Here is a 23,273-nt window from a genome sequence, read left to right on the forward strand (position 1 = left end):
GGACCAGGGATTGGCATCGTGCCGCCGCCGCGGGGAGCTCCGAGCGCGAGGTCGACCTGCAGCGTTCCGTGCGTCGCGATGAGGAGTGGATCGAGATCGGGCAAAGCGCGGCGCGCGTCGAGCTGGCCAGCCGGCTGCACGCTCCCGCGGGAGGCGCCGTGCGGCTACGCGGAGGTCATGCCTGCGTCATCAGGAAGCTCGGGGATGGCGTCTCGTCCGTCAGGTGAGCCTTCTTCATGACGTTCGAGGGGCAGGTGGATCGCGACGATGCGCTGACCGCCAGGCACCGGCGCGGTCGCACCGTCGGAGCCGCGCGCTGAGCCCTTGACGGCACCGGCGCCTTACGACGTTGGCAGGGTCAAAGTATCGCAGTGCATCCGAGCCCCGGTCCATCGGGCGTCGGACGTCCATGATTGTTGCCGGATGGTGTTTCGTATGTGTCGGAATTCGCTTTGTTTCGACCATATTCCCCAGTTCTTGTTGTTTACGAGGGGCGGAGGTGTGCTGGGGGATTGACAGACGCGGCCATCCTTGATGCCATCGATTAGGGTTGAGTGTCAGGTCCTCATGCGCGGCTAGGCGACTATGTCAAGCATTGTTTTCATGTTCTCGGGCCAGGGATCCCAGTACTATCAGATGGGCAGGGATCTCTTCGACTGCCATGCCGGGTTCCGTGCGCGAGTCAGTGAGCTCGATGACATGGTTCGCGGGATGAGGGGGCGATCGCTGCTCGAGCACCTCTACGCCGAGCATAAGCCGCGTGGGGAGTTCTGCGGGCATCTCGAGTTCAGCCACCCGGCGATTTTCGTGATTGAGTATGCGCTTGCGCAGGTGCTCATCGACAGCGGCGTGACGCCCGCGTATCTGCTCGGGGCGAGCATGGGCGAGTACGCTTCCTGCGCTGTCGCGGGCTCGATGAGCGCCGAGGACGCCCTTGAGGCGATCTTTCAACAAATTGACATCTTGGAGGCGTGCTGCACCGGCGGCGGGATGCTCGCGATCATGCATGATCCGGCGCTGTACGAGGAGGAAGCGATCCTGCGTGAAAACAGCGAGATCGCGGGCATCAATTACGCCAAGCACTTCGTCGTCGCGGGCAGCCGCGAGGGGCTCGAGCGCATCTGTGAATATCTCCGGAAGAAGAACATTCTGTTTCAGGAGCTGCCGGCGCCCTACGCGTTTCACTCATCGTTCATGGACCCGGCGGAGGAGAGATACAGGACGTTCCTCCGCACGAAGTTGCTTCGAAAGCCCGCGCTGCCGCTCGCGTCCTGCTTTCACGGGCGGATCATCACCGAGATGGGTGACGGCTACCTCTGGGACGTGGTGCGGAAGCCCATCTTGTTGCGCGAGGCCATCGTGGCCCTGGAGGAGCGACGGGAGGACCTCGTCTACGTGGACCTCGGGCCTTCGGGGACGCTCGCGAATTTTGTCAAATACAATCTCGGCAAGGGATCGTCGGCGAAGGTCTTTCCCGTGATCACCTCCTTCGCGCAAGATCACAAGAATTTCGAGAACGTGACGGGTCAGCTCGCGCGCGGACCCGCCGAGCACAGGCCAGCGCTAGATGCAAAGGAGACGAGGGCGATGAGGGCGGTCGTATTTCCTGGGCAGGGCTCTCAGCGTAAAGGGATGGGCGAGGGCGTTTTTCAGCAGTTCCCGGAGCTCGTGGCCAAGGCGGATGAGATCCTCGGATACTCGGTGCGGCAGCTCTGCCTGGAGAACCCGGACAATCGCCTCGGCCAGACCCAGTACACGCAGCCGGCGCTCTACGTCGTCAACGCGCTGACGTACCTGCGGCTGGCTCAGGAGGCCGGCGACGCGCCGGCCTTCGTGGCCGGCCACAGCCTCGGTGAGTACAACGCCTTATTCGCCGCGGGGGCCTTCGACTTCGAGACCGGGCTGCGGCTCGTCCAGCGCCGCGGCGAGCTCATGGCCAGGGTCGAGGGCGGGGGGATGGCCGCGGTGATTGGCCTGTCCGAGGCGATGGTCCAGCGGGTCATCGAGGAGAACCGGCTCCAGGCGATCGACCTCGCCAACATCAACTCGCCGCGTCAGATCGTGATCTCCGGGCGGCGCGACGCCGTCGAGCGTGCGAGGCCCGTCTTCGAGTCAGCCGGAGCTCAGTCGTATATCCAGCTGCCGGTGAGCGGGGCCTTCCATTCGCGTTACATGGAGCCCGCGAAGGGCGAGCTCACGGCCTTCCTGCGGCAGTTCCAGTATGCGGACCTCAGGATCCCCGTCGTGTCCAACGCCGAGGCGGCGCTGTATACGCGCGACCGGATCGTCGAACTGCTCGCAAAGCAGCTCACGCAGCCCGTGCGGTGGACCGCGACGGTGCAGTTTCTGCTTCGGGAGGGGATGGCCGAGTTCGTCGAGGCGGGGCCGGGCAACGTCCTCACGAAGCTCATCGAGAAGATCCGAAAAGAGCCGCTTCCTCCGGCGGCATCGGAGCGCGAGCCGCTCCCGCTGGTGGCGCCGGAGCGCGAGCCGGCCCGTCCGGCGGCGCAGGCGCTCGCCATGGCCCGCCACGAGGCGCCGAAGGCGACCAACGGCGCGGCGCTGGCGGCAGAAGCGGCGCCGGCGGAGCGGGGCACGCCGGAGCGCGTCGCGCCCGTGCCGGTCGACGGCAAGGCGGCTCCGGGGCGGCCCGCCCGAGCGGCGACGCTCCGGTGGCTGGGCCGCGCCTCCGCGCTCGGCGATGCGGCGTTCATGCGAGAGTATGGGGTGCGGCATGCGTATGCTGCGGGCGGGCTGCCGCGGGGTATCACTTCACCCGCGCTCGTGGTGAGGCTGGCGCAGCGCGGCCTCCTCGGCTTCCTGGGAACGGGCGGCCTCACGTCGTCGGAGCTCGATGCCGCGCTGGCCGAAATTCGCGGCCATCTCGTCGAAGGGCAGCCGTACGGCGCCAGCCTGGCCTGGGATCCGAGCGCGCACGAGGCCGAGGAGGCGAGCATCGATCTGCTGCTGCGGCATGGAGTCACGAACACAGAGCTCGTGGACTATCTGCATGTGACGCCCGCGCTCGTGCGCTACCGGCTGAAGGGGCTGCGCGCGGGGCGCGGCGCAGGCGTCTCCGTACAGCACCGCGTGCTGGTCAGGGTATCCCGGCCCGAGCTCGCGGAGGCTTTCATGAGCCCAGCGCCGGAGCGTGTGGTCAAGGGCCTGCTCGCCGCCGGGGCGGTGACGGCGCTGGAGGCGGAGCTGGCCAGCAAGGTGGCTATGGTGGACGACGTGTGCCTCGTGCCGGACTCCATCCTGAATATCGATACGCTCGTCCTGCTGCCGGTCGTCCAGTCGCTCCGGGACGCGGCTGGGGGCAGGTTCGGCTACTCGCGGCGGGTGCGCGTGGGGGTCGGCGCGATCGGGACGCCCGGCGCGGTGGCGACCGCGATGCTCCACGGCGCGGATTTCGTCATGACGGGCGCGATCAACCAGTGCACGCACGAAGCCCGGCTGAGCGACGCCGCCAAGCAGCTGCTCGATCGCGCAGGCGTGCAGGACAGCGAGTGCGTCCCCGCCGGCCATGCTTTCGAGACGGGCGCCAGGACGCAGGCGCTGCGCAAGGGGCTCTTCTTCCCCGCGCGGGCGAACAAGTTGTATCAGCTCTACCGCCAGCACGACGCGTTCGACCAGCTCAGCGCGCGCGACAGGCATCAGGTCGAGGAAAAGATCTTCCGTCGCAGCCTGCAGGAGGTCTACGGCGACGTCATGGCGGCGCTCGGCCGCCGCGGCTTCCAGGCGATCGAGAAGGCGGAGCGGAGCCCGAAGCACAAGATGGGGCTCATCTTCCAACGCTACTTCGAGGAGGCTTCCATGCTGGCGGCGCGCGGCGACGAGGAGCGCCGGGTCGACTATCAGGTGTACTGCGATCCGTCGATGGGCGGGTTCAACCATTGGGTGAAAGGCTCGGCGCTCGAGCGCTGGGAGGATCGCCATGTCGATGTGATCGCGGAGACGCTCATGGACGGCGCCGCCGAGCTGCTCGGCGAGCGGCTTCGGGTCCTGACGGCGAGCGTCGCGCAGGCCGCGGGGACCAGGCTGGGGCTCGCCGAGGAGCGCGAGCGGAGCCCGCTGGAGGCTCGCTTCGAGGAGACGGGATCTTGAGCCGCAATGGGAAGAATGGCGCTGCTCCGTCGGGCGCCGCGGACATCGCCATCATCGGTGTCTCGGGGAGGTTTCCCGAAGCTGCGAACAGTCGGGAATTCTTCGATAATTTGCTGCGTGGAGTGAACTCGATCAAGGAGATCCCGGCGCAGCGCTGGAGCCTGTCGGAGCACTACTCGCCCGATGTGACCGCGCCGAACCGGAGCACGGGCAAGTGGCTCGGCGCGCTCGACGGCATCGACAGGTTCGACGACGCTTTCTTTCAGATATCTCCCCGCGAGGCGATGAGCATGGATCCGCAGCAGCGCCTCTTGCTGGAGGAGGCGTGGCGCTGCGTCGAGGACTCGGGGATGCCCCTGTCCGAGCTCCAGGCGAAGCGAACGGCGGTGTACGCCGTGACGATGAACCAGGACTACCAGCTCAAGATCGCGGCTCCCGGCGGCTCGATCGACAGCTACGCGGCGCAGGGGAACTATGGCTGCATCCTGGCCAACCGCATATCGTATGTGCTCGGGTTGCACGGCGAGAGCCTGCTGATCGACGCGGCGTGCGCCTCGTCGGTGGTCGCCATCCATCATGCCAAGCGTGCGCTCGAGCGAGGAGAGATCGACTACGCGCTGGTGGGGGCGGTCAACCTCCACATGCACCCGTTCAAGTACATCTCGTTCTCGAAAGCACGCTTCTTCAGCCCGGAAGGGCAGTGCAAGGCGTTCGACCAGAGCGCGGACGGGTACGTGCCGGGCGAGGGCGTCGGCGTGTTGCTGCTGCAGCGGCTGCGGGACGCCGAGTCGATGCGCAATCACGTCTATGGCGTGGTGAAGGGCGCCGCGGTCAACCATGTCGGCGCGTCCCCTTCGCTCACCGCGCCCACGGTGGAGGCGCAGCACGACGTGATCGTCGCGGCCTACGAAGAGGCCGGCTTCAGCCCGGAGACGGTGACGTACGTCGAAGCCCACGGCACTGGTACCTCGCTCGGTGATCCGATCGAGGTCGAGGCGCTCACGCGCGCGTTCCGTCGCTTCACCGCGGAGCGCCAGTTCTGCGGGCTCGGATCGGTGAAGACGAACATCGGGCACCTCGACGCGGCGGCGGGCATCGCCGGCGTGATCAAGGTGCTCATGATGATGCGTCACGGTGAGATCCCGCCGAGCTTGCACCACCGCGAGCCGAACCCGATCATCGACTTCGCGGGCTCGCCCTTCGCCGTGGTCGTCGCGCGGCAACCGTGGCGGAGCCGAGCAGCGGGCTTGCCGCTGCGCGCTGGCGTAAGCTCGTTCGGCTTCGGCGGGGTGAGCTCTCACGTGCTGATGGAGTCTCACGGCGACGTGGTCGCCGAGACCGCCGGGGCGGCCGCTCCTGCCGACGAGCCGTACGGCTTCCCATTCATGCTCTCCGCCAGGTCGCCGAGCGCGCTGGAACGGCTGCGCGATGCCTGGCGGGGCTTCGTCGAGACAGAGGATTTCTCCCGGTGTCGCCTGCGCGACATCTGCGCGACGCTGGCGACCGGCCGGCGTTCGCATCCCTTCCGCCTCGGCGGCTGGATCCGCAGTCGGGACGAGCTGCGCGGGCTCATCACCGCCGAGCGGGCTGCGCCTTCACATCGCGCCGAAGCACCACAGGCCTTGCGCGTCGCGGCGGTGACGCTCCGTGGCGGCGCGGCGGTGCGCTCGCTGGCCGAGCGCGATCCCGGGTTCGGCCCCCTCGTGGAGGAAGGCCTTCAGGCGCTGGCGCAGCTGGGACCGGGCGCGCCGGACGGCCAGGCGCTGTGGCGCGACACGTGGGCTCCGGGGGAAGACGCGTGCTTTCGACTTCTCGTCGGGCATGCTTACCTGTCGCAGCTGCTCCGCGCCTTCACGCCGGCGCTGCTCGTCGGTGAAGGCGAGGGGATGTGGGGTATTTTGACCGCGAGCGGCGCGCTCGGCCTGGAGGCGGCGCTCGCCGCCCTCAGCGGGCGCGCGCCTTTGCCAGCGCTCCGGCGCCCGCAGATCACCGTATACGATCCGGTCGCCGGGCTGCCTCTGCTGCCGTATGCGCTCGACGAGGGCTACGCTCGTTTGCTCGTCGAGGGGCTCTCGGACCCGGGGGACGACCTCGCGACGCAGGTGCGCAAGGCGCGCGCGCTCCATCGCTCGCAATTCACGTACAGGAAGCTCCTGGAGGAGTGGGCGCCGGCCCTGCGGGCGCGCGGGGAGTCCCTCGAGCGACTGCTGTCCGAGGACGCATTGCTCGTGGACGCGCCCCAGGGCCGCGCGTCGAAGCGCCGTGTGCTCCTGATGCTGATCGTCCTGAGCGCCATGGGCAAGCTGAGCCGCAAATGGGACCTCACGCCGCCGAAGCCTCGCCTGGGGGCGTCGTTCCTGGAGCTCCTCGCGCTGGTGATCGACGGCGTTCTGCCCATTGAGGTTGCGGCCGGGCTGATCCTGGACGAGCGCCCAGATGTTGCGAGCGCCTCGGCCGCGCTGCAGCGCCGCATGCAGCATCTGCGGCCTGACGGGAGCTATCCGCTGCTGCGCGAGCACAGCCAGACGATCGTCGAGATCCCCGACCCGGGGGCATGGCTGCGCGATGCCTTGGATCGCGGCGGCGCGCCGCCGTCCGGTCGCGTCGCGCTGCGCCTAGGAAAGGTGGATGGATTGTCCTCGCCCGATGCGATCGCGGAGATCGCCGTGGCCGGGGATCTCTCCGAGTCGACCGAGCAGGCGGCGCTCAGGCTGTGGTTGAGCGGTGCAGAGCTGGCCTGGGATCGGCTATTTCCGCAAGGGACGTTCAAGAAGGTCTCGCTTCCGGTCACCGTGTTCGAGGGCCGCTCGTTCTGGTTGCCGGCGGAAGCGCCGGTGGGTGCCGCGGAAGGCGCTGCGCCGGCGCCGGAGGTCCATGCCGATCGGATCTATGCCGGGGCCTCCTGGGAGGAGCGACCGCTGGCGCAGGTCGCGCGCGGCGGGGAGCCGGACCGCCCTTTGTTGCTGTTCGCCCGCGACGAGGAGATGCGGACCGCCGCACGGGAGCAGCTCGCGGTGCCCGGCGCGCCCGTGGTCCTCGTGCTGCCGGGGGCAAGATTCCGCGATCTCGGCGGGCTGACCTACGAGGTAGGCGGGGCCGCGGGGGAGTACCAGCGCCTCATACACGAGATCGCAGGGCGGGGGCTCTGGCCCAGCCGTATCGTCCATGCCTGGTCACTGCCCATCTTTCCTGAGAGCGCCGATGCGTTGCGCGAGCAGCTCAACGAGGGCGCCCTGTCGTTCATCACGCTCTCTCAGGCGCTGCTCGCCGAGCGGGCTGGTGCGCCGGTGCGGTCGCTCTACGTCTTTGCCGCCGGCTCCGAGGTGCTGCCGCAGCATGCGGCGGTCGGCGGGCTCGTGCGGGCGCTCGCCGAGGAGACCAGCACGCTGCGCTGCACGACGGTCGAGCTGCGGGGCGCGATCGAGCCGCGATCGCTCCACGCGCGGAGCGACGCGTGGTGGGCGCTCGCGCAGGAGCTGGGCGAAACGCAGGGGGCCGGGATCGAGGTCCGTTACATCGGGCGCCGCCGCTTCGTGCGTGGCCTCCGTGAAGCAGATCTCGAAGCGCCGACGGACGCCGGCGCGGCGTCGCTAACCCTTCGCGACGGCGGCGTGTACGTCATCACCGGCGGCGCGGGCGGGCTCGGCCTCCTCTTCGCCGAGCACCTCGCGCGCCAGCAGCGGGCGCAGCTCGTGCTGGTCGGTAGGTCCGAGCTCACCGATGCGCGGCGCGCCCGGATCGAGCGGCTGAACGCCATCGGGCGGGCGGCCGTCACGTACATCCGTGCGGACATCACGCGGCCAGCCGAGGCGCAAGCGCTCGTTCGGGACGTGACTCCGCGATTCGGCCCGATCCGCGGAGTCTTCCACGCGGCGGGCGTCTACCGCCCGGCGCCCCTCATCCGCAAAGGGCCGACAGAGATCGAGGCGATCCTCGCCCCCAAGGTGTACGGGACGCTGAACCTCGACGCGGCTCTGGCGTCCACCGAGCTCGACTTCTTCGTGCTCTTCTCCTCGCTCGCCGCCCTGAAGGGCTACGCCGGTCTCACCGATTACGCGTACAGCAACAGCTTTCTCGATCATTTCGCGGAGCGCCGGGAAGTGTTGCGAGCGGCCGGAAGGCGCGCCGGCAGGACGCTGTCGATCAACTGGCCTCTTTGGGAGGACGGGGGCATGCTGCCTTCGGACGAGGAGCGCCGTCGCTACGCCGAGCAAAGCGGCCTGGTCCTGCTGACCGCGAAGCAAGGCATGCAGCTCTGGGACGTCCTCGCCGCGCGCGCCGCCGGGCACCAGTGTCTGGCCGTCTGCGGCGATCGCTCGAAGGTACGCGTGTTCCTCGGCCTCGACGCCGCGCCGCCTGCTGTCAGCGCCGCCCCGGAGACCCGCGGTGTGGCGCTCGACATCGATAGGAAGGCCCTGCGCTTCGAGACCGAGCGGTGGCTCAGGCAGATCCTTGCCGAGGAGACGCGTGTTCCGAGCGTCGAGATCGATCCGCGGGAGGACTTCGAATCGTATGGGATCGACTCCTTGCTCGTGCACCATTTCAATACGAGGATCGAGAGGCTGCTCGGCGCCACGTCGAAGACGCTGCTCTTCGAGACGCGTAACCTGTCGGAGCTTACGGATTTCTTCGTGAACAATCATGCCACGGCGCTCGCAGGGATGTTCCGCATGCAAGACGGCAGGGAGAGTGGAGACGGCGAGTCGCGGTCGCAGAGCGGCGCCGCGGCGCCGTCCGCCGCGCGCGCGACCCGAGGCGATGGCGCGGACGTGCTGCGCGATGAAGACATCGCGATCGTCGGCCTGGCCGGCCGGTATCCCAACGCCAGGGACATCGACGAGCTGTGGGACACGCTGAGGTCCAGCAGGGACTGCGTGACCGAGGTGCCGCCGAACCGGTGGGACTACCGCAAGTACTACGACCCCGATCCGAAGCACGCGAGCAAGGGGAAGATCTACGCAAAGTGGGGGGCCTTCCTGGAGAATGTCGACAAGTTCGACCCGCTCTTCTTCAACATCTCCCCCAAAGAGGCCGAGACGCTGGACCCTCAGGAGCGGCTGTTCCTGCAGGTCGCATGGGCGGCGTTCGAGGACGCCGGATACACGAGGCAGTCGCTCCGTGAGCGCACGCAGGAGGGCGGAGGAGAAGTCGGGGTCTTTGTTGGCGTGACGACGAACACGTACCTGCTCCTCGGGCCCAGCGAATGGCGCGCGGGCAATCACGCGATCCCGATGTCCATGCCATGGTCGATCGCGAACCGGGTCTCCTATGTGCTCGACCTGCACGGCCCGAGCGTTCCGCTCGACACCGCGTGCGCGTCGTCGCTCACCGCGATTCACCTCGCGTGCGAGAGCCTCCGCCGCGGCGAGTCGGGCCTGGCGCTCGCCGGAGGCGTCAACCTGACGCTGCATCCCTCCAAGTACGCGTGGATGTGCCAGCAGCGAATGCTGTCGCCCACGGGCCGGTGCCGCGCCTTCGGCGCCGGCGCCGACGGCTTCGTGCCAGGGGAGGGAGTCGGCGCCGTGCTGCTCAAGCCGCTGCGCCGCGCGCTCATGGACGGCGACCCGATCCACGGCATCATCAAGGGGAGCTCGAGCAACCACGGGGGCAGGACCAACGGCTACACCGTGCCGAACCCGAACGCGCAGGCGGCGCTCATCCTGCAGGCGCTGCGGAACGCAAATGTCGACGCCGGCACCGTGACGTACGTGGAAGCGCACGGCACCGGGACCGCGCTCGGGGATCCGATCGAGATCGCCGGCCTGACGAAGGCGTTCCGGGAGAACACCGAGGGACGCCAGTACTGCGCGATCGGTTCGATCAAATCGAACATCGGGCACCTCGAAGCCGCAGCGGGCATCGCTGGGCTCACCAAGATCCTGCTCCAGATGCGCCACCGGACGCTCGTCCCGTCGCTCCACACGGAGCGCCTGAGCTCGAACATCGACTTCGAGCAGACGCCCTTCTTTGTGCAGCGCGGCCTTGCTCCCTGGGAGACCACCGCGGCCGTGCCCGCGGGCGGAGCGGCCCCGCCGCGCCGGGCGTGCCTCAGCTCATTCGGCGCGGGCGGCTCGAACGCGCACGTGGTGATCGAGGAGTACGATATGCCCCCCGACGATCGAGCTGCCATCCGGCCGCAGCCGGAGCTCATCGTGCTCTCGGCGAAGGGCGACGAACAGCTCATGGCTTATGCCGAGCGGCTGGCCGCGTTTCTGGAGGGGCCCAGCGCCGCGGCTCCCCATCACGTCCTGGCGGATGTCGCCTTTACTCTGCAGATCGGCCGAGAGGCGATGGATCACCGCCTGGCTATCCTCGCCGGGGGGGTCGAGGAGGCCGCGGGTGCGCTCCGCCGCGCGCTGCGCGGCGAGCTTGCGCCGGGCCGTGCCGCGCGCGGCGACGTCACCCGAGCGCAGCGGCGCGCGTGGACAGAGGCAGAAGCGGCAGAGCGCGTGCAGCTCTGGGTTCGCGAGCGGCGGCTCGAGCCGTTGATGGAGGCGTGGGTCCAGGGCGCCGAGATCGACTGGCACCGGCTCCCCGCGCGCGGGGAGCGGCGGCGGGTGTCGCTGCCGACCTATCCCTTCTTGAACGAACGCGTGTGGATCTCGGATCGCGAGGTCCTGTGCGAGGAACCGCCCGCCGTCGGGCTGCCGGCAGGCGATGGCCTGCACCCGCTGATCGACGCCAACGTGTCCACGCTGACCGAGATCAGGTTCAAGAAGGCGCTCACGGGCGACGAATTCTTCCTGCGCGATCACGGCGTGGGGGAGAGCTTGGTGCTCCCTGGGGTGGCCATCGCGGAGATGGCGCGATCGGCGGGCGAGCTCGCTGGCGAGAGGCCGGCGCGAAGGATCAAGAACGTGACCTTCACGAGCCCGATCCGGGCCGCCGCCGAGCCGGTCGACGTCTACGCGCGCCTGGTCCCGGCGGGAGACGCTGCGGACGTCGAGGTCTACAGCCTTCGCGGCGGTGAGCGGATCTCGCACGCGCAGGGCAAGGTCGTGTACGCCCCGGCGGGCGGCGACGAGCGTCCCGAGCACGTGGACTTGCAGGCCGTCCGGCGACGCTGCCCGAGGAGCGTTCCCGTCGCGGAGGGCTACGCCCGGCTTGCCCGCATCGGACTGCGGCTCGGGGCCAGCTACCAGGTCAACGTCGAGGTGCGCGCGGGAGACTTCGAGGCGATCGGGCGCATGGAGCTGCCGCCGCACCTGCGCGACGGCGCGCGCCGCTTCGCGCTGCACCCGGCGCTCGTCGACGGGGCTCAGCAGGTGACCGCGCTCGCGGGGCTCAGGGGCAACGAGGAGGTCATCCACATCCCCTTCAGCGTGGGAGAGTACGAGGTCGTGGGCCCGCTGCCCGACGTCTGCTTCGCCTACGTCCGCCTGCTCGGCGGCGACCAAGCGCTCCGGTCGGCAGTGCAAAAATTCGACGTGCTGATCTCGGACGAGGCCGGGAAGGTGCTGGTCCGGATCAAGAACTTCGTGTGCCGGCCGATGCAGCCGGCCGGGCCAACGACCGCCGCGGCTGAGCTCGCGGCGACGCGCGCCCCTGGATCGGTCGTGTATCTGGGGACGACATGGGAGCCCGCTGCGTTGCCGCTCGAGGCGGCGGCGCGGGCGCTGTCGCGCCCCGTCCTGCTGCTCGATACCGGCGATGCCCTGCGGGGCGCGCTGGAGGCCAGGCTGGGCGGGGAGGGGGCGGGGGCGCCGCAGGTCGTGCTCGTGGAGCCCGGGTCGCGCTTCGAGCGCACGGGGGAGCGCCGGTACACGGTCCGCCCTGGCGCGCCCGACGACTACGCCGCCCTGCTGGAGGCGCTCCGCGCAGCCGGGTGGATGCCCGGCGCCGTCGTCCATCGCTGGGCGGACGATCGCCAGGACGACGCGCCGGGAGCGCTGGAGGACCAGCTCGGCCGAGGGGTCTACGCGCTGCTGCTCTTGAGCCAGGCGCTCGTCCGGCGGGGCACGGAAGACCGGGTGCAGATGCTGTACGCTTACGCGAGCGGCCCCGGGGGGGCCCTGCCGCGGCATGCGGCGATCGGCGGGTTCGGCCGCACGCTCCAGCTCGAGAATCCCAGGCTCCGCTTCAAGGCGCTGGAGCTCCGTGGGGACGACCTCTCCACGATGGCAGCGGGGGACCTCGCCGACATCGTGGCGCGGGAGCTGCGCGCGGAGAGCGCCGTGGCCACGGAGATCCGGTACGAGCGCTCGCAGCGGTGGATGCGCCGGCTGCAGCAGCTCGACCTCGGGGCCATGCGCGTCGATGCGAGCACGGCACCCCTGCGGGACCATGGTGTCTACGTTGTCACGGGCGGGCTCGGCGGCCTGGGCCTGATCTTCTGCGAGCACCTCGCGCGCACCGTCCGGGCGCGCGTCGCGCTCGTCGGGCGCTCGTCGCTCGACTCCGGCAAGGCCGCCCGCCTCGAGCAGCTCCGGCGCCTCGGCGCCGAGATCGACTACATCCGAGCTGACGTTTCCCAGCGCGATCACGTGGAGCGGCTCGTCTCGGCCGCCCGGTCGCGCTTCGGCTCGATCCACGGCGTCGTGCACGCCGCGGGGGTGATCCGGGACGCGCTCGTCCGCAACCAGACGTTGCAGGACGCGGCGGCCGTGATCCGCCCGAAGCTGCTCGGTGCGATGTACCTGGACGAGGCGCTGCGCGATCAGCCGCTCGACTTCTTCGCGCTCTTCTCCTCGACGACGGCGCTCCTCGGCAACCTGGGCCAGGCCGCTTACGCTTATGCCAACGGCTTCCTGGACGCATTCGCCGAGCGACGTGAGGCGCTCCGTGCGGCCGGCCAGCGCGTCGGGAAGACGATCTCGATCAACTGGCCGCTCTGGCGCGACGGCGGCATGAGGGTGGACGCGCAGACGGAGCAGCATCTGCTCACGTCGTTCGGGATGCGGCCGATGTCGACCGAGGCGGGGCTCCGCGCGTTCGAGCTCGCGCTCGCGACTGGCGCCGCCCACGTGGCAGTCATCGAGGGAGAGCCGCAGCAGATCGCGCGGGTCGCGCGGGCGACCACGCCCGACGCGCCCGCGCCCGACGCGCCCGACGCGCCGGCGCCCGCGCCCGCAGCAGCGAGCGGGCGCGGTCCGGCGCCGGTGGGCCCCGCCCACCCCGTGCCGGCCGACGCGTTGATCGCCCCGCTCCAGCGCGACCTCCGGCGGATGCTCTCCGCCATGCTGAAGCTCCCCGAGGGCCGAATCAGCCTCGATCAGAACATCTCCGAGTACGGCATCGAATCCATTGCGCTGATGACCCTGTCGAACCAGATCAACGCGCAGCTCGGCCTCGAAATCACGCCCGCGATCTTCTTCGAGCATCCGACGCTGGGCGGGCTCGCTCATCACCTCGTCGAGGAGCACGGCGGCGACCTGGCCCGGCGCTACGGCATGAGCGCAGACGACCGCGGCGGCGCCGCGGAGCCCGCGGCCGCGGCAGAGATGCGCGGGTCGGCCGAGCGCGGCGGCGCGGCGGGGGCGACCTGGGCCGGCGCCGACGAGCCGGCGGCGCCGGGAGGCGCGTATGGGTCGAGCGTGGAAGGAATGGCGGCGCTCGGCCAGGCAGGCGCGCTCGCGCGCGAGCCGGTCGCGATCATCGGGATGAGCGGCATCATGCCGCAGTCCGAGGATCTCGAAGCGTTTTGGCGCCACCTCGCGGAGGGGCGCGATCTCATCACAGAGATCCCGAAGGACCGCTGGGACTGGCGAGCCTGGTTCGGCGATCCGGCGACCGAGCCGAACAAGACGAACATCAAATGGGGCGGGTTCATCGAGGACGTCGACAAGTTCGACGCCCGCTTCTTCGGTATCTCGCGGCGTGAGGCCGAGTTCATGGATCCGCAGCAGCGTGTCTTTCTCGAGGTCGTCTGGAGGACGATCGAGGACGCGGGCTACCGCGTGTCGGAGCTGGCCAAAGGCCGAACGGGCGTGTTCGCGGGTGTGTCGTTGCTCGACTACTCCGAGCTGCTCCGCGAGAACCGCGTGGACACCGAGGCGTACACGACGACTGGGATGTTCCACTCCATCCTGGCGAACCGGATCTCCTACCTGTTCAACCTGCGCGGTCCGAGCGTGCCCGTCGACACGGCGTGCTCCAGCTCGCTCGTCGCGATACGACAGGCCATCGAGGCGATCTGGGCCGGGAGCTGCGACGTGGCGATCGCCGGCGGGATCAACCTGCTGCTGCACCCGATGGTGTTCGTCTCGTTCAGCAAGGCCGGCATGCTCAGCCTCGACGGGCGCTGCAAGGCGTTCGACAAGCGGGCCAACGGCTACGTGCGCGCCGAGGGCGCGGGCGCCTTGCTGCTCAAGCCGCTCCGTCGAGCCCTCGCGGACGGCGATCAGATCCACGCGGTCATCCGCGGCAGCGCGGTCAACCACGGCGGCAAGGTCAACACCATGACCGCGCCCAACCCGAACGCACAGGCCGAGCTGATCACCAGCGCTTTCGAGGAGGGGCAGATCGATCCGGCGACCGTCACCTACATGGAAGCCCACGGCACGGGCACGAGCCTCGGCGACCCCATCGAGATCAACGGGCTCAAGAAGGCGTTCAAAGAGATGTTCCGGCGGCGCGGGCTGCCGCAGCCGTCGAGCAGCTACTGCGGCGTCGGCTCCGTGAAATCGAACATCGGCCATCTGGAGCCTGCCGCCGCGATCTCGGGGATCTTCAAGGTGATCCTCGCGATGAAGCACGGGCGCATCCCGTCCACCATTCATTTCACCGAGATCAACCCGTATATCCAGCTGGAGAATAGCCCCTTCTTTCTCGTGACCGAGGGGCGCCCATGGGAGCGTATCAAGGACGAGCACGGGCGTACGGTCCCGCGCCGCGCCGGCGTGAGCTCTTTCGGCTTCGGGGGCGTGAACGGGCACGTGGTGCTCGAGGAGTTCGTCCCGCCGTCCAGGCCGGCTGGATCCGCCGGGGCCCCGTGCATCGTGCCGCTGTCGGCGAAGACGAAGGAGCGGCTGCAGGAGTACGTCGCCAGGACGACGCGCTTCATCGAGAAGGCTGCGCCGTCGGGCGCCGGGGCGCCGGCCCCGGTGTCGGATGGCGAGCAGCTCGCGCAGCTTCTCGAGACCGAGCTCGTCGCCCTCACGGTGCAGGTGGGTGGCCTTGCCGAGGCGCACGTCTCGCTGGATGAACCGATCGCGGAGCTCGGGCTCGACGCCGTGCACGCGGCAGAGCTCGCGCGCCGTGTCGGAGAGCGGCTCGACGTCCCGCTCGCGCCGTCGGTTTTCATCGATTGGCCGAGCCTCGGCGCGCTGGCGTGGCACCTGCTGGACGCGCACCACGACGCCGTGGCCCGCCGCCTCGGCCCCGCGCCCGGCCCGGAGTCGCAGGGCGGCGCACGGAGCGACCTCGACCTGATGGACCTGGCCTATACGCTCCAGATCGGCCGCGAGCCCATGGAGGAGCGGCTGGTCGTCGCCGCGTCGAGCCTCGATGAGCTCGCGGCCAAGCTGCGCGCCTTCCACGAGGGGAAGGACAACGTCGACGGGCTGTGGTGCGGCAACGCGGTGCGCGACGAGGGGCGCTTGGAGGCCCTCCTCGACGGAGGAGAGGGCGCGGACTTCGTCCGGACGCTCATCGAGAACCGCCGGCTCGACAAACTCGCGCAGCTCTGGATCTCCGGCGTCGACGTCGACTGGAAGCTGCTGTATCCCGCCCAGCTGCCCCGGCGCATCTCGCTGCCGACCTATCCCTTCGCCAGGGACAGGTTCTGGATCCCCAAGGGCCGGCGCGAGTCCGCGACACGAGCGGCCGCGGACCTCCGGCTGGCGCACCCGCTGCTTGACGGCATCGACCTCGGGCTGAGCCTGCGCGAGGGCGTGGCGTTCCGCAGGACGCTCCGGCGCTCCGAGCCCCTCGTCGCGCACCATGAGGTTGGTGGCCGGCTCGTATTCCCGGGCGTCGGTCAGCTGGCGATGGCGATCGCCGCGGGAGCGCAGGTGCAGGAGTCGGCCGCGATGGAGCTGACGCGGGTGGCCTGGTTGCGTCCGCTCGTCATCGACGAGGACACCAGGGAGGTGCGCGTCGTCGTCCGCGATGACGGCGGCGCGCTCGAGTACGAGGTGCGCTCCGGGGGAGACGGCGGCGCGACGGTCCACTCGAAGGGGGCGCTCGGCGCCGCGGCGGCCGCCGAGGGCGAGGCGGCGCGCCTGCCCGTGGAGGCGATCAAGGCCCGCTGCGGGCGGGCGATGGGGCAGCAGGCGCTCTACGAGGCCTTCGGCGCGACCGGCGTCGTGCTCGGCGCGTACTTCAGGACGATCGAGCAAGCGTGGATCGGCGACGGCGAGGCCCTCGCCGCCGTTCGCTTGCCGCCCGAGTTCGCCGACGAGGCGGCGCTGTACCCGGCGCACCCCACGCTGCTGGACGCTGCGTTGCAGACCATGGGCGCGCTGTCCATCGTCGGGGGAGGCGGCGGGAACGCGGCGCTGCTGCCGTTCGCGGTGGACCGGATCGAGCTGCTCCGGCCGCTCGGCCAGCGCGGCCATCTCCATGTCCAGGCTGCGGGCAACCTCCAGTTCCACGCGGTGATCTCGGACGAGGAGGGGCGCGCCTGCGTGAAGCTGCACGACGTCGCCATGCGCGAGGCGAAGGACGCGCCCGCCCGCGAGCGGTTCTTTTTCCGGCCAGGCTGGCGGGAGGCGCCGATCGCCGGTGACGCGGCGGGGCCGAGCGCGGCGGGCGCGGCGCGGCAGGCGACGCTCATCGTCGCGCCGCCCCAGGATCTCGGCCTCGGCGCGGCGCTCGCCGCTGCGCACCCGGATGAAGAGGTCATCGAGATCCGGCTGGGTTACGAGCGGCGGCAACGAGCGGCGCGCGTGTGGGAGGTCCCCGCCGGCGATCCTGACGCCATCGCGACCTGCCTCGATCGGCTCCCGAGCGTCGGCAGGATTTACTTCCTCGGCGGGCTCCAGGCGACGCCGGTCGAGCACGGCGATCTCGGCGCGCTCGACGCCTGCGAGCAGCGGGGCGTGCTGTCGCTCTTCCGGCTGATCAAGGCGTTGCGCCGCCGCAGCCTTTCCGCGTCTCCCGTGCAGCTGACCGTCGTGACGAATGACGTGAACAGCGTCCTTCAGGGGGAATCGATCTCGCCGTTCGCTGCGGGGCTGTATGGCCTGACGCGCTCGCTCGCGCGGGAGCACCCCGCGTGGTCCGTTCGCTGCCTCGACGTTCGGCGGGACGAGATCGGCCACCCAGAGCTCGTCAAGGCGATCGTCTCCGAGATCGGTCACCCGGACGGCGCCGAGGTCGCGCTCCGCGATGGCAGGAGGTACGCGCGGGTGTTCACGCCGATACGGATGCCCAAGGCCGATCTCCCGCCGTTCCGGTCCGAGGGGGTCTACCTCGTCGTCGGCGGCGCCAGCGGCATCGGGCTCGAACTCGCGCTGCACCTCGCGACCACCGCGCGTGCGCGGCTGGCGCTCGTCGGCCGCACCGTGCTCGGCCCCGCCCAGCGAGACACGCTCGCGCGGATCGAGGCGCTGGGCGGCCAGGCGATCTACCTCCGCGCCGACTTGACGGACCCCGAGGACATCGGGCGCGCCATCACGGAGACGCGCGCGCGGTTCGGCGCGATCAACGGCGTCGTGCACTCGGCGCTGGTGCTGCGAGATAGGCTCCTCGAGAATATGGACGAGCCCGCGTTTCGCGCCGCGCTCGCGCCGAAGACGCGCGGCAGCGTCGCGCTTTACCGGGCGATTCGAGGCGAGGCGCTCGACTTCCTGCTCTTTTTCTCGTCCGCGCAGTCGTTCACGGGCAATGTCGGGCAGAGCAACTATGCGGCGGCATGCACGTTCAAGGACGCCTTCGCGCGGTACCTTGGTCAGACCCTGCCCTATCCCGTGAGGATCATCAACTGGGGCTACTGGGGAACGGTCGGCGTCGTCGCCACCGAAGGGCACCGGCGGAGCATGGCCGAGCAAGGGGTGCTCTCGATCGGTCCCGAGCAGGGGATGGCCGCGATAGAGCGGGTGCTGAGCGGACCGGTCGAGCAGGTGATGGCCATCTCTGCCGAGGAGCGGGTGCTGGCACAGATGGGCGTCGATTTGGGGGCGGAGCTCAGCGTTCATCCGGCCGAAGTGCCTCCGATGCTGCGCGCGGCTGCCCTCGATCGGCGTCCGACGAGCCTGCCACTCCACTCCTTCGCCGAGTCGGTCCGGGCCTTCGACGAGGTCGAGCGCTTCGCGAGGCGCATGCTGCTGGCTGCGCTCCGGCAGATGGGCGCGCTTCGGGTCGCGGGCGAGCGGCGACGCTGGGACGAGCTCGCGGGCGCGCTCGGCGTCGCCCCGGCGCACGCGCGCCTGTTCAACGCGCTCCTCGGCGTCTTGTCCAGGGCCGACATCGTGCGGCTAGAGGGCCCCGACGTGGTCACGATGTCGATCGACGCGGCGGGGGACGAGCTCACCTTGAGCGCGGAGAAGGAGCGCCTGGCTGCCGCATTCCCCGAGCGGGTTGCGTACCTGGAGCTCCTCTGGAGGTGCTTGAGGCGGTATCCCGAGATCCTGCGTGGCGAGATCCCGGCGACCGAGATCCTGTTCCCCGGCGGCTCGACCGAGCTGGTCGCGCCCGTGTATGGGGGCAACACGACGTCGAACTACTATAACCGCATCGTCGCCGAGAGCGTGCTCACCTATCTGGAAGCGCAGATCCCGCTCCTCCCGGCGGGCCGCAAGATCCAGATCGTCGAGCTCGGCGCGGGCACCGGCGGCACGAGCGTGACTGTGCTCGACGCGATCCGGGCCCACGGCGACCGGCTCCGGTACGTCTACACGGACATCTCGCCCGGCTTCATCAACCAGGGCCAGCAGCGGTTTGTGGCATCGCTCCCGTTCATGGAGTTCCGGGTCCTCGACATCGAGCGCGAGGTCGAAGCGCAGGGCTTCGTTGCCGGCAGCTTCGATGTGGTCATCGCGACGAACGTTCTCCACGCGACGCGGCAGATCGCGCGCACGCTCGGCCACGCCAAGTCGCTGCTCCGGGCGCGAGGGTGGCTCGTCCTCAATGAGGTCACCGAGGTCCAGGACTTCACGACGCTCACCTTCGGTTTGCTGGAAGGGTGGTGGCTGTTCGAAGATGACGCGCTCCGGCTGCCGGCCTCGCCCCTGCTCAGCGCGGAGGCATGGCGCAGGGTACTGGGACGGGAGGGGTTTGCGCACGTGGTGACGCTCGGGCAGACGGATGCGCGCGGCCGAGGGCTCGGGCAGAGCGTGCTGGTCGCCGAGAGCGACGGCTTGGTCCGGCGCGTTGTGGCCGAGGGGTCGCGGCGGGAGGCGCCGCGAGCTGCGTCGGCGCTTCAGGCCCGCAGCCTCCTCGGCGCCGTGCAGCCAGCGGCCGCTGCAGGTGGCGAGGCGCCGGGGGCGCCCGCGGAGGCCGCGCTCGCCGGCGCGGCCCCGGGCGGCGGCCCACGATCGCAGATCGAGCGCGCCGTCGTCGACATCCTGGCGCAGGTGCTCGAGGTGAGCCGTGAAGAGATCCACCCGACCGCGCCGTACACCAGCCTGGGGGTGGACTCGATCCAGTCGGTGGCGATCGTCGACCGACTGAACAAGGCGTTCGGCATCACGCTGCGCAGCACCGACCTGTTCAACTACCCGACGGTGCGCAGGCTGTCCGGCTACATGCTCGACACCTTCGGAGGCGCCGTCGCCCGCGGCGCGTCGCCGGCGCCAGCGACCGCCAAGAGCGAGCCCGCGGCGAAGGACGGCGGCGCAGCCGCCCCGCGCGCGGCAAAGGGCGCCGGCGCATCCGCCGCCCCGCGCGCGGCGCACGCCGAGCTGGGCGCGCGCCCCCCGCAGCTGACGGAGAGCGAGCTCCGGGCACGCGTCGAGGAGACGACCACCACGACGCTTGCGCAGGTGCTCGAGGTGGGCCGTGAGGAGATCCACCCGACCGCGCCGTACACCAGCCTGGGGGTGGACTCGATCCAGTCGGTGGCGATCGTCGATCGGCTGAACAAGGCGTTCGGCATCACGCTGCGCAGCACCGACCTGTTCAACTACCCGACGGTGCGAAAGCTCGCGGCGCACATGATCGAGCGCTTCGGCGCGTCGATCCGGCTCGGGTCGCCGGCTGTCGAGCGCGCCAGCGAGGCTTCCGCCCGTAGCCCAGGGGATGGGAGCCACACGAACGGGTCGAGCGGCGGCGGGCAGCCCCGGACGCTGGAGCACCTGTCCGCGAGCCCGGGGCGCAACGGCGGCGGTGCGGTACACCAGGCACACCTGCCCGAGGAGCTGCCTTGGGGCGGCAACGGGGCAGGGAAGGGGAGGCCGGCGGCCGAGGTCACCCCGAGCGTGCGGCGCGATGAGGGCCTCAGCGTGGTCCAGCGCGCGCCCAGCGCTCCGCCGCTCGTGGCGGTCATCGGCATGGCGGGCAGGTTTCCCGGCGCGCGCGACGTTCACGAGCTCTGGCAGAACCTGGCGGCCGGCGTCGACTCGGTGCAGGAGATCGCGCGCTGGGATCAGGCGCGCTTCTATGATGCCGACCCGCATGCGGTCGGCAAGAGCTACAGCAAGTGGGCGGGTCTCTTGCCGGACATCGATAGCTTCGATCCGCTGTTCTTCAACATCTCCCCCAAGGAGGCGGAGCTCATGGATCCTCGGCAGCGGCTCTTCCTGGAGGAGTCGTGGAAAGCCCTGGAGGACGCCGGCTGCGCCGAGCACAAGCTCGACGGGAAGGGGTGCGCCGTTTTCGTCGGGTGTTCGGGCGGTGATTACAAGCGACTCATCATCGAGCGCGAGGTCCCGCCGGGCCCTCACATGTTCATGGGCACGTCGAGCTCCATCCTGGCGGCCCGCATCTCCTACCTCCTGAACCTCAAAGGGCCGAGCGTGCCGATCGACACGGCGTGCTCGTCGTCGCTGGTAGCGCTGCACCTCGCATGCGAGGGCATCCGGAACGGCGCGTATGAAATGGCTCTGGTGGGCGGCGCCGAGGTGCTCACGACGCCGGAGTTCCACGTGATGGCAAGCCGCACGGGGATGCTGTCGCCCGAAGGCCGATGCATGACATTCGATCAGCGGGCGGACGGCTTCGTGCCCGGCGAGGCGGTCGCCGCGATCGTGCTCAAGGACCTCGATGCGGCCCGCCGCGACGGTGATCGCGTCTACGGCGTGATCGCCGGATCGAGCATCAACCAGGACGGCAAGACGAACGGTATCACCTCGCCAAGCGCGCCGTCGCAGACGGCGCTGGAGCGCGACGTCTACGAGCGCTTCGGCATCGACCCGGCGTCGATCACCTACGTCGAGGCGCACGGCACGGGGACGCGGCTCGGTGACCCCATCGAGATCCAGGCGCTCACGGACGCGTTCCGCGCCTACACCGACCGGCGCCAGTACTGCGCGATCGGCTCGGTGAAGACGAACATCGGCCACACGCTGACGGCGGCGGGGGTCGTGGGCGTCATCAAGGTGCTGCTCGGAATGCAGCACCGCAAGCTCGTGCCCTCGCTGCACCTCCAGCGGGAGAACGAGCTCATCGACTTCCGCGGCAGCCCCTTCTACGTCAACGCGACGCTGAAGGACTGGGACGTGCCTCCGGGAGCGCCGCGGCAGGCCGCGGTCAGCGCGTTCGGCTTCAGCGGCACGAACGCGCACGTGATCGTCCGCGAGGCGAGCGACGTGCCCGATCGGGAGCGGGCCCCGGACGCGCGGCCCTGGTATCTCGTGGCGCTGTCGGCGAAAACGCACGAGGCGCTGCGGCAAAGGCTGCTTCGGCTCGCTGACTGGATCGAGCGCGCGGACCCCGCGCCGCGGCTGCGCGACGTGGCCTCGACGCTGCTGCTCCACCGCACCCAGCACCCGCTGCGGATCGCGCTGGTGGCCCGGAGCACGTCGGATCTCGTGCAACAGCTGCGCGCTGCCTCGAGCGGCGGACCGGCGTCCGGGAGCCGGCGAGCCGCGGCCGACGAGCCGCTCGGGAGGCAGCTGCTCGCCGAGCTTCGCGCCGGTACGTTCACGGAAGGCGAGCTCCGCGCGCGCCTCGAGCCGCTGGCCTCGCTCTACATCGCGGACGCTGCCCTCCCCTGGGCCGAGCTCTTCGAGGGAGAGGACTGCAGGCAGGTAGCGTTGCCATCGTACCCCTTCTGCGGCGAGCGCTACTGGCTCCCCGAGCACGCGGCGCACGGGGCCGGGGCCCGCGGCCCGTCCGCCGTCGCATCGCTCCACCCCTTGCTCGCGGCGAACACGTCGACGTTCGAGGAGCAGCGGTTCACCACGGAGCTCTCCGGCGGCGAGCCGTTCCTCCGCGATCACGTCGTCGGAGGCCTCAACGTGCTGCCGGGCGTCATCGTTCTGGAAATGGCTCGAGCCGCCGGCGAGCTCTCCGCCGGGCGCAAGCCGCTCGGCCTCCGCGATGTCGTGTGGGTGAGCGCCATCGTGCCCGCGGGAGGCCGGCAGCGCCTGTCCATCTCGCTCCACCCGCAGGGAGATCAAGCGAGCTACGAGGTGTGGACGGAGGATGCCGGCGCCGCGCGGAACGTCCGGGCCAGCGGGCGGATCCTCTACGGCGAGGCGGCCGCGCCGCTCGCGTTGGAGTCGGTGGATCTGCCGCGGCTCCGAGACCGCCTCCCTACATCGCTGGACCGCGAGGCGTGCTACCTCGCGCTGCAGCGCGCGGGGCTGGACTATGGCCCCACGTTCCGGATCATCCGGCGGTTGTACCAGGGTGAGAACGCGGTGCTCGCCCATCTGGAGCTGCCGCCGGCGCAGATCGGCGCTTATGCCGCCTACGTCTTGACTCCAGGGCTCCTGGACGGCGCCCTGCAGTCTGCGCTCTGGTTGCTCGAGCGCGGTTCGCCGGGCGCCCTTCGGCCGATGCCGTTCGGCATCGGCGAGCTGACGATCGCCGGACCGCTGCCGCCGAGCTGCTACGCGCTGGTTACGCCCGCCGGCAGCCAGGGCGGGCTCCACAAGTTCGACGTGCTGCTGCTCGACGAAGCGGGGCAGGTGCTCGTCCGGATACGTCAATACGGGGTGAGGGCGCGGCCGCAGCACCGCGATGCCAGCGCGGGCACCCCGGGCACGGCGACGCAGGACAGCACGATTCTCGATCTGTTCCGGCAGGTCCAGCGCAATACCGTGGAGGTGGCGGAGGCGTACCAGCGCCTCCGCGGCGCGAGCGAGTAGGAGCGGCGCGGCTTCGGTCCGCCGACGTGGAGG

The 23,273-nt window shown here is 70.2% G+C and carries 2 protein-coding genes; both read left to right on the forward strand.

The window, feature by feature from the left end; genetic code table 11:
* The first annotated feature begins 585 nt into the window (after positions 1-585).
* Positions 586-4,107, forward strand: coding sequence for an ACP S-malonyltransferase (gene fabD, locus WMF22_RS17435; RefSeq protein ID WP_438036427.1), 3,522 nt, complete (start codon positions 586-588; stop codon positions 4,105-4,107).
* Positions 4,104-23,240, forward strand: coding sequence for an SDR family NAD(P)-dependent oxidoreductase (locus tag WMF22_RS17440; protein WP_438037264.1), 19,137 nt, complete (start codon positions 4,104-4,106; stop codon positions 23,238-23,240). Before fabD ends, WMF22_RS17440 begins: the two co-directional genes overlap by 4 nt.
* Positions 23,241-23,273 lie beyond the last annotated feature (33 nt).

The sequence above is a fragment of the Sorangium sp. So ce204 genome (assembly GCF_051526795.1).
GTDB lineage: Bacteria > Myxococcota_A > Polyangia > Polyangiales > Polyangiaceae > Sorangium > Sorangium cellulosum_B.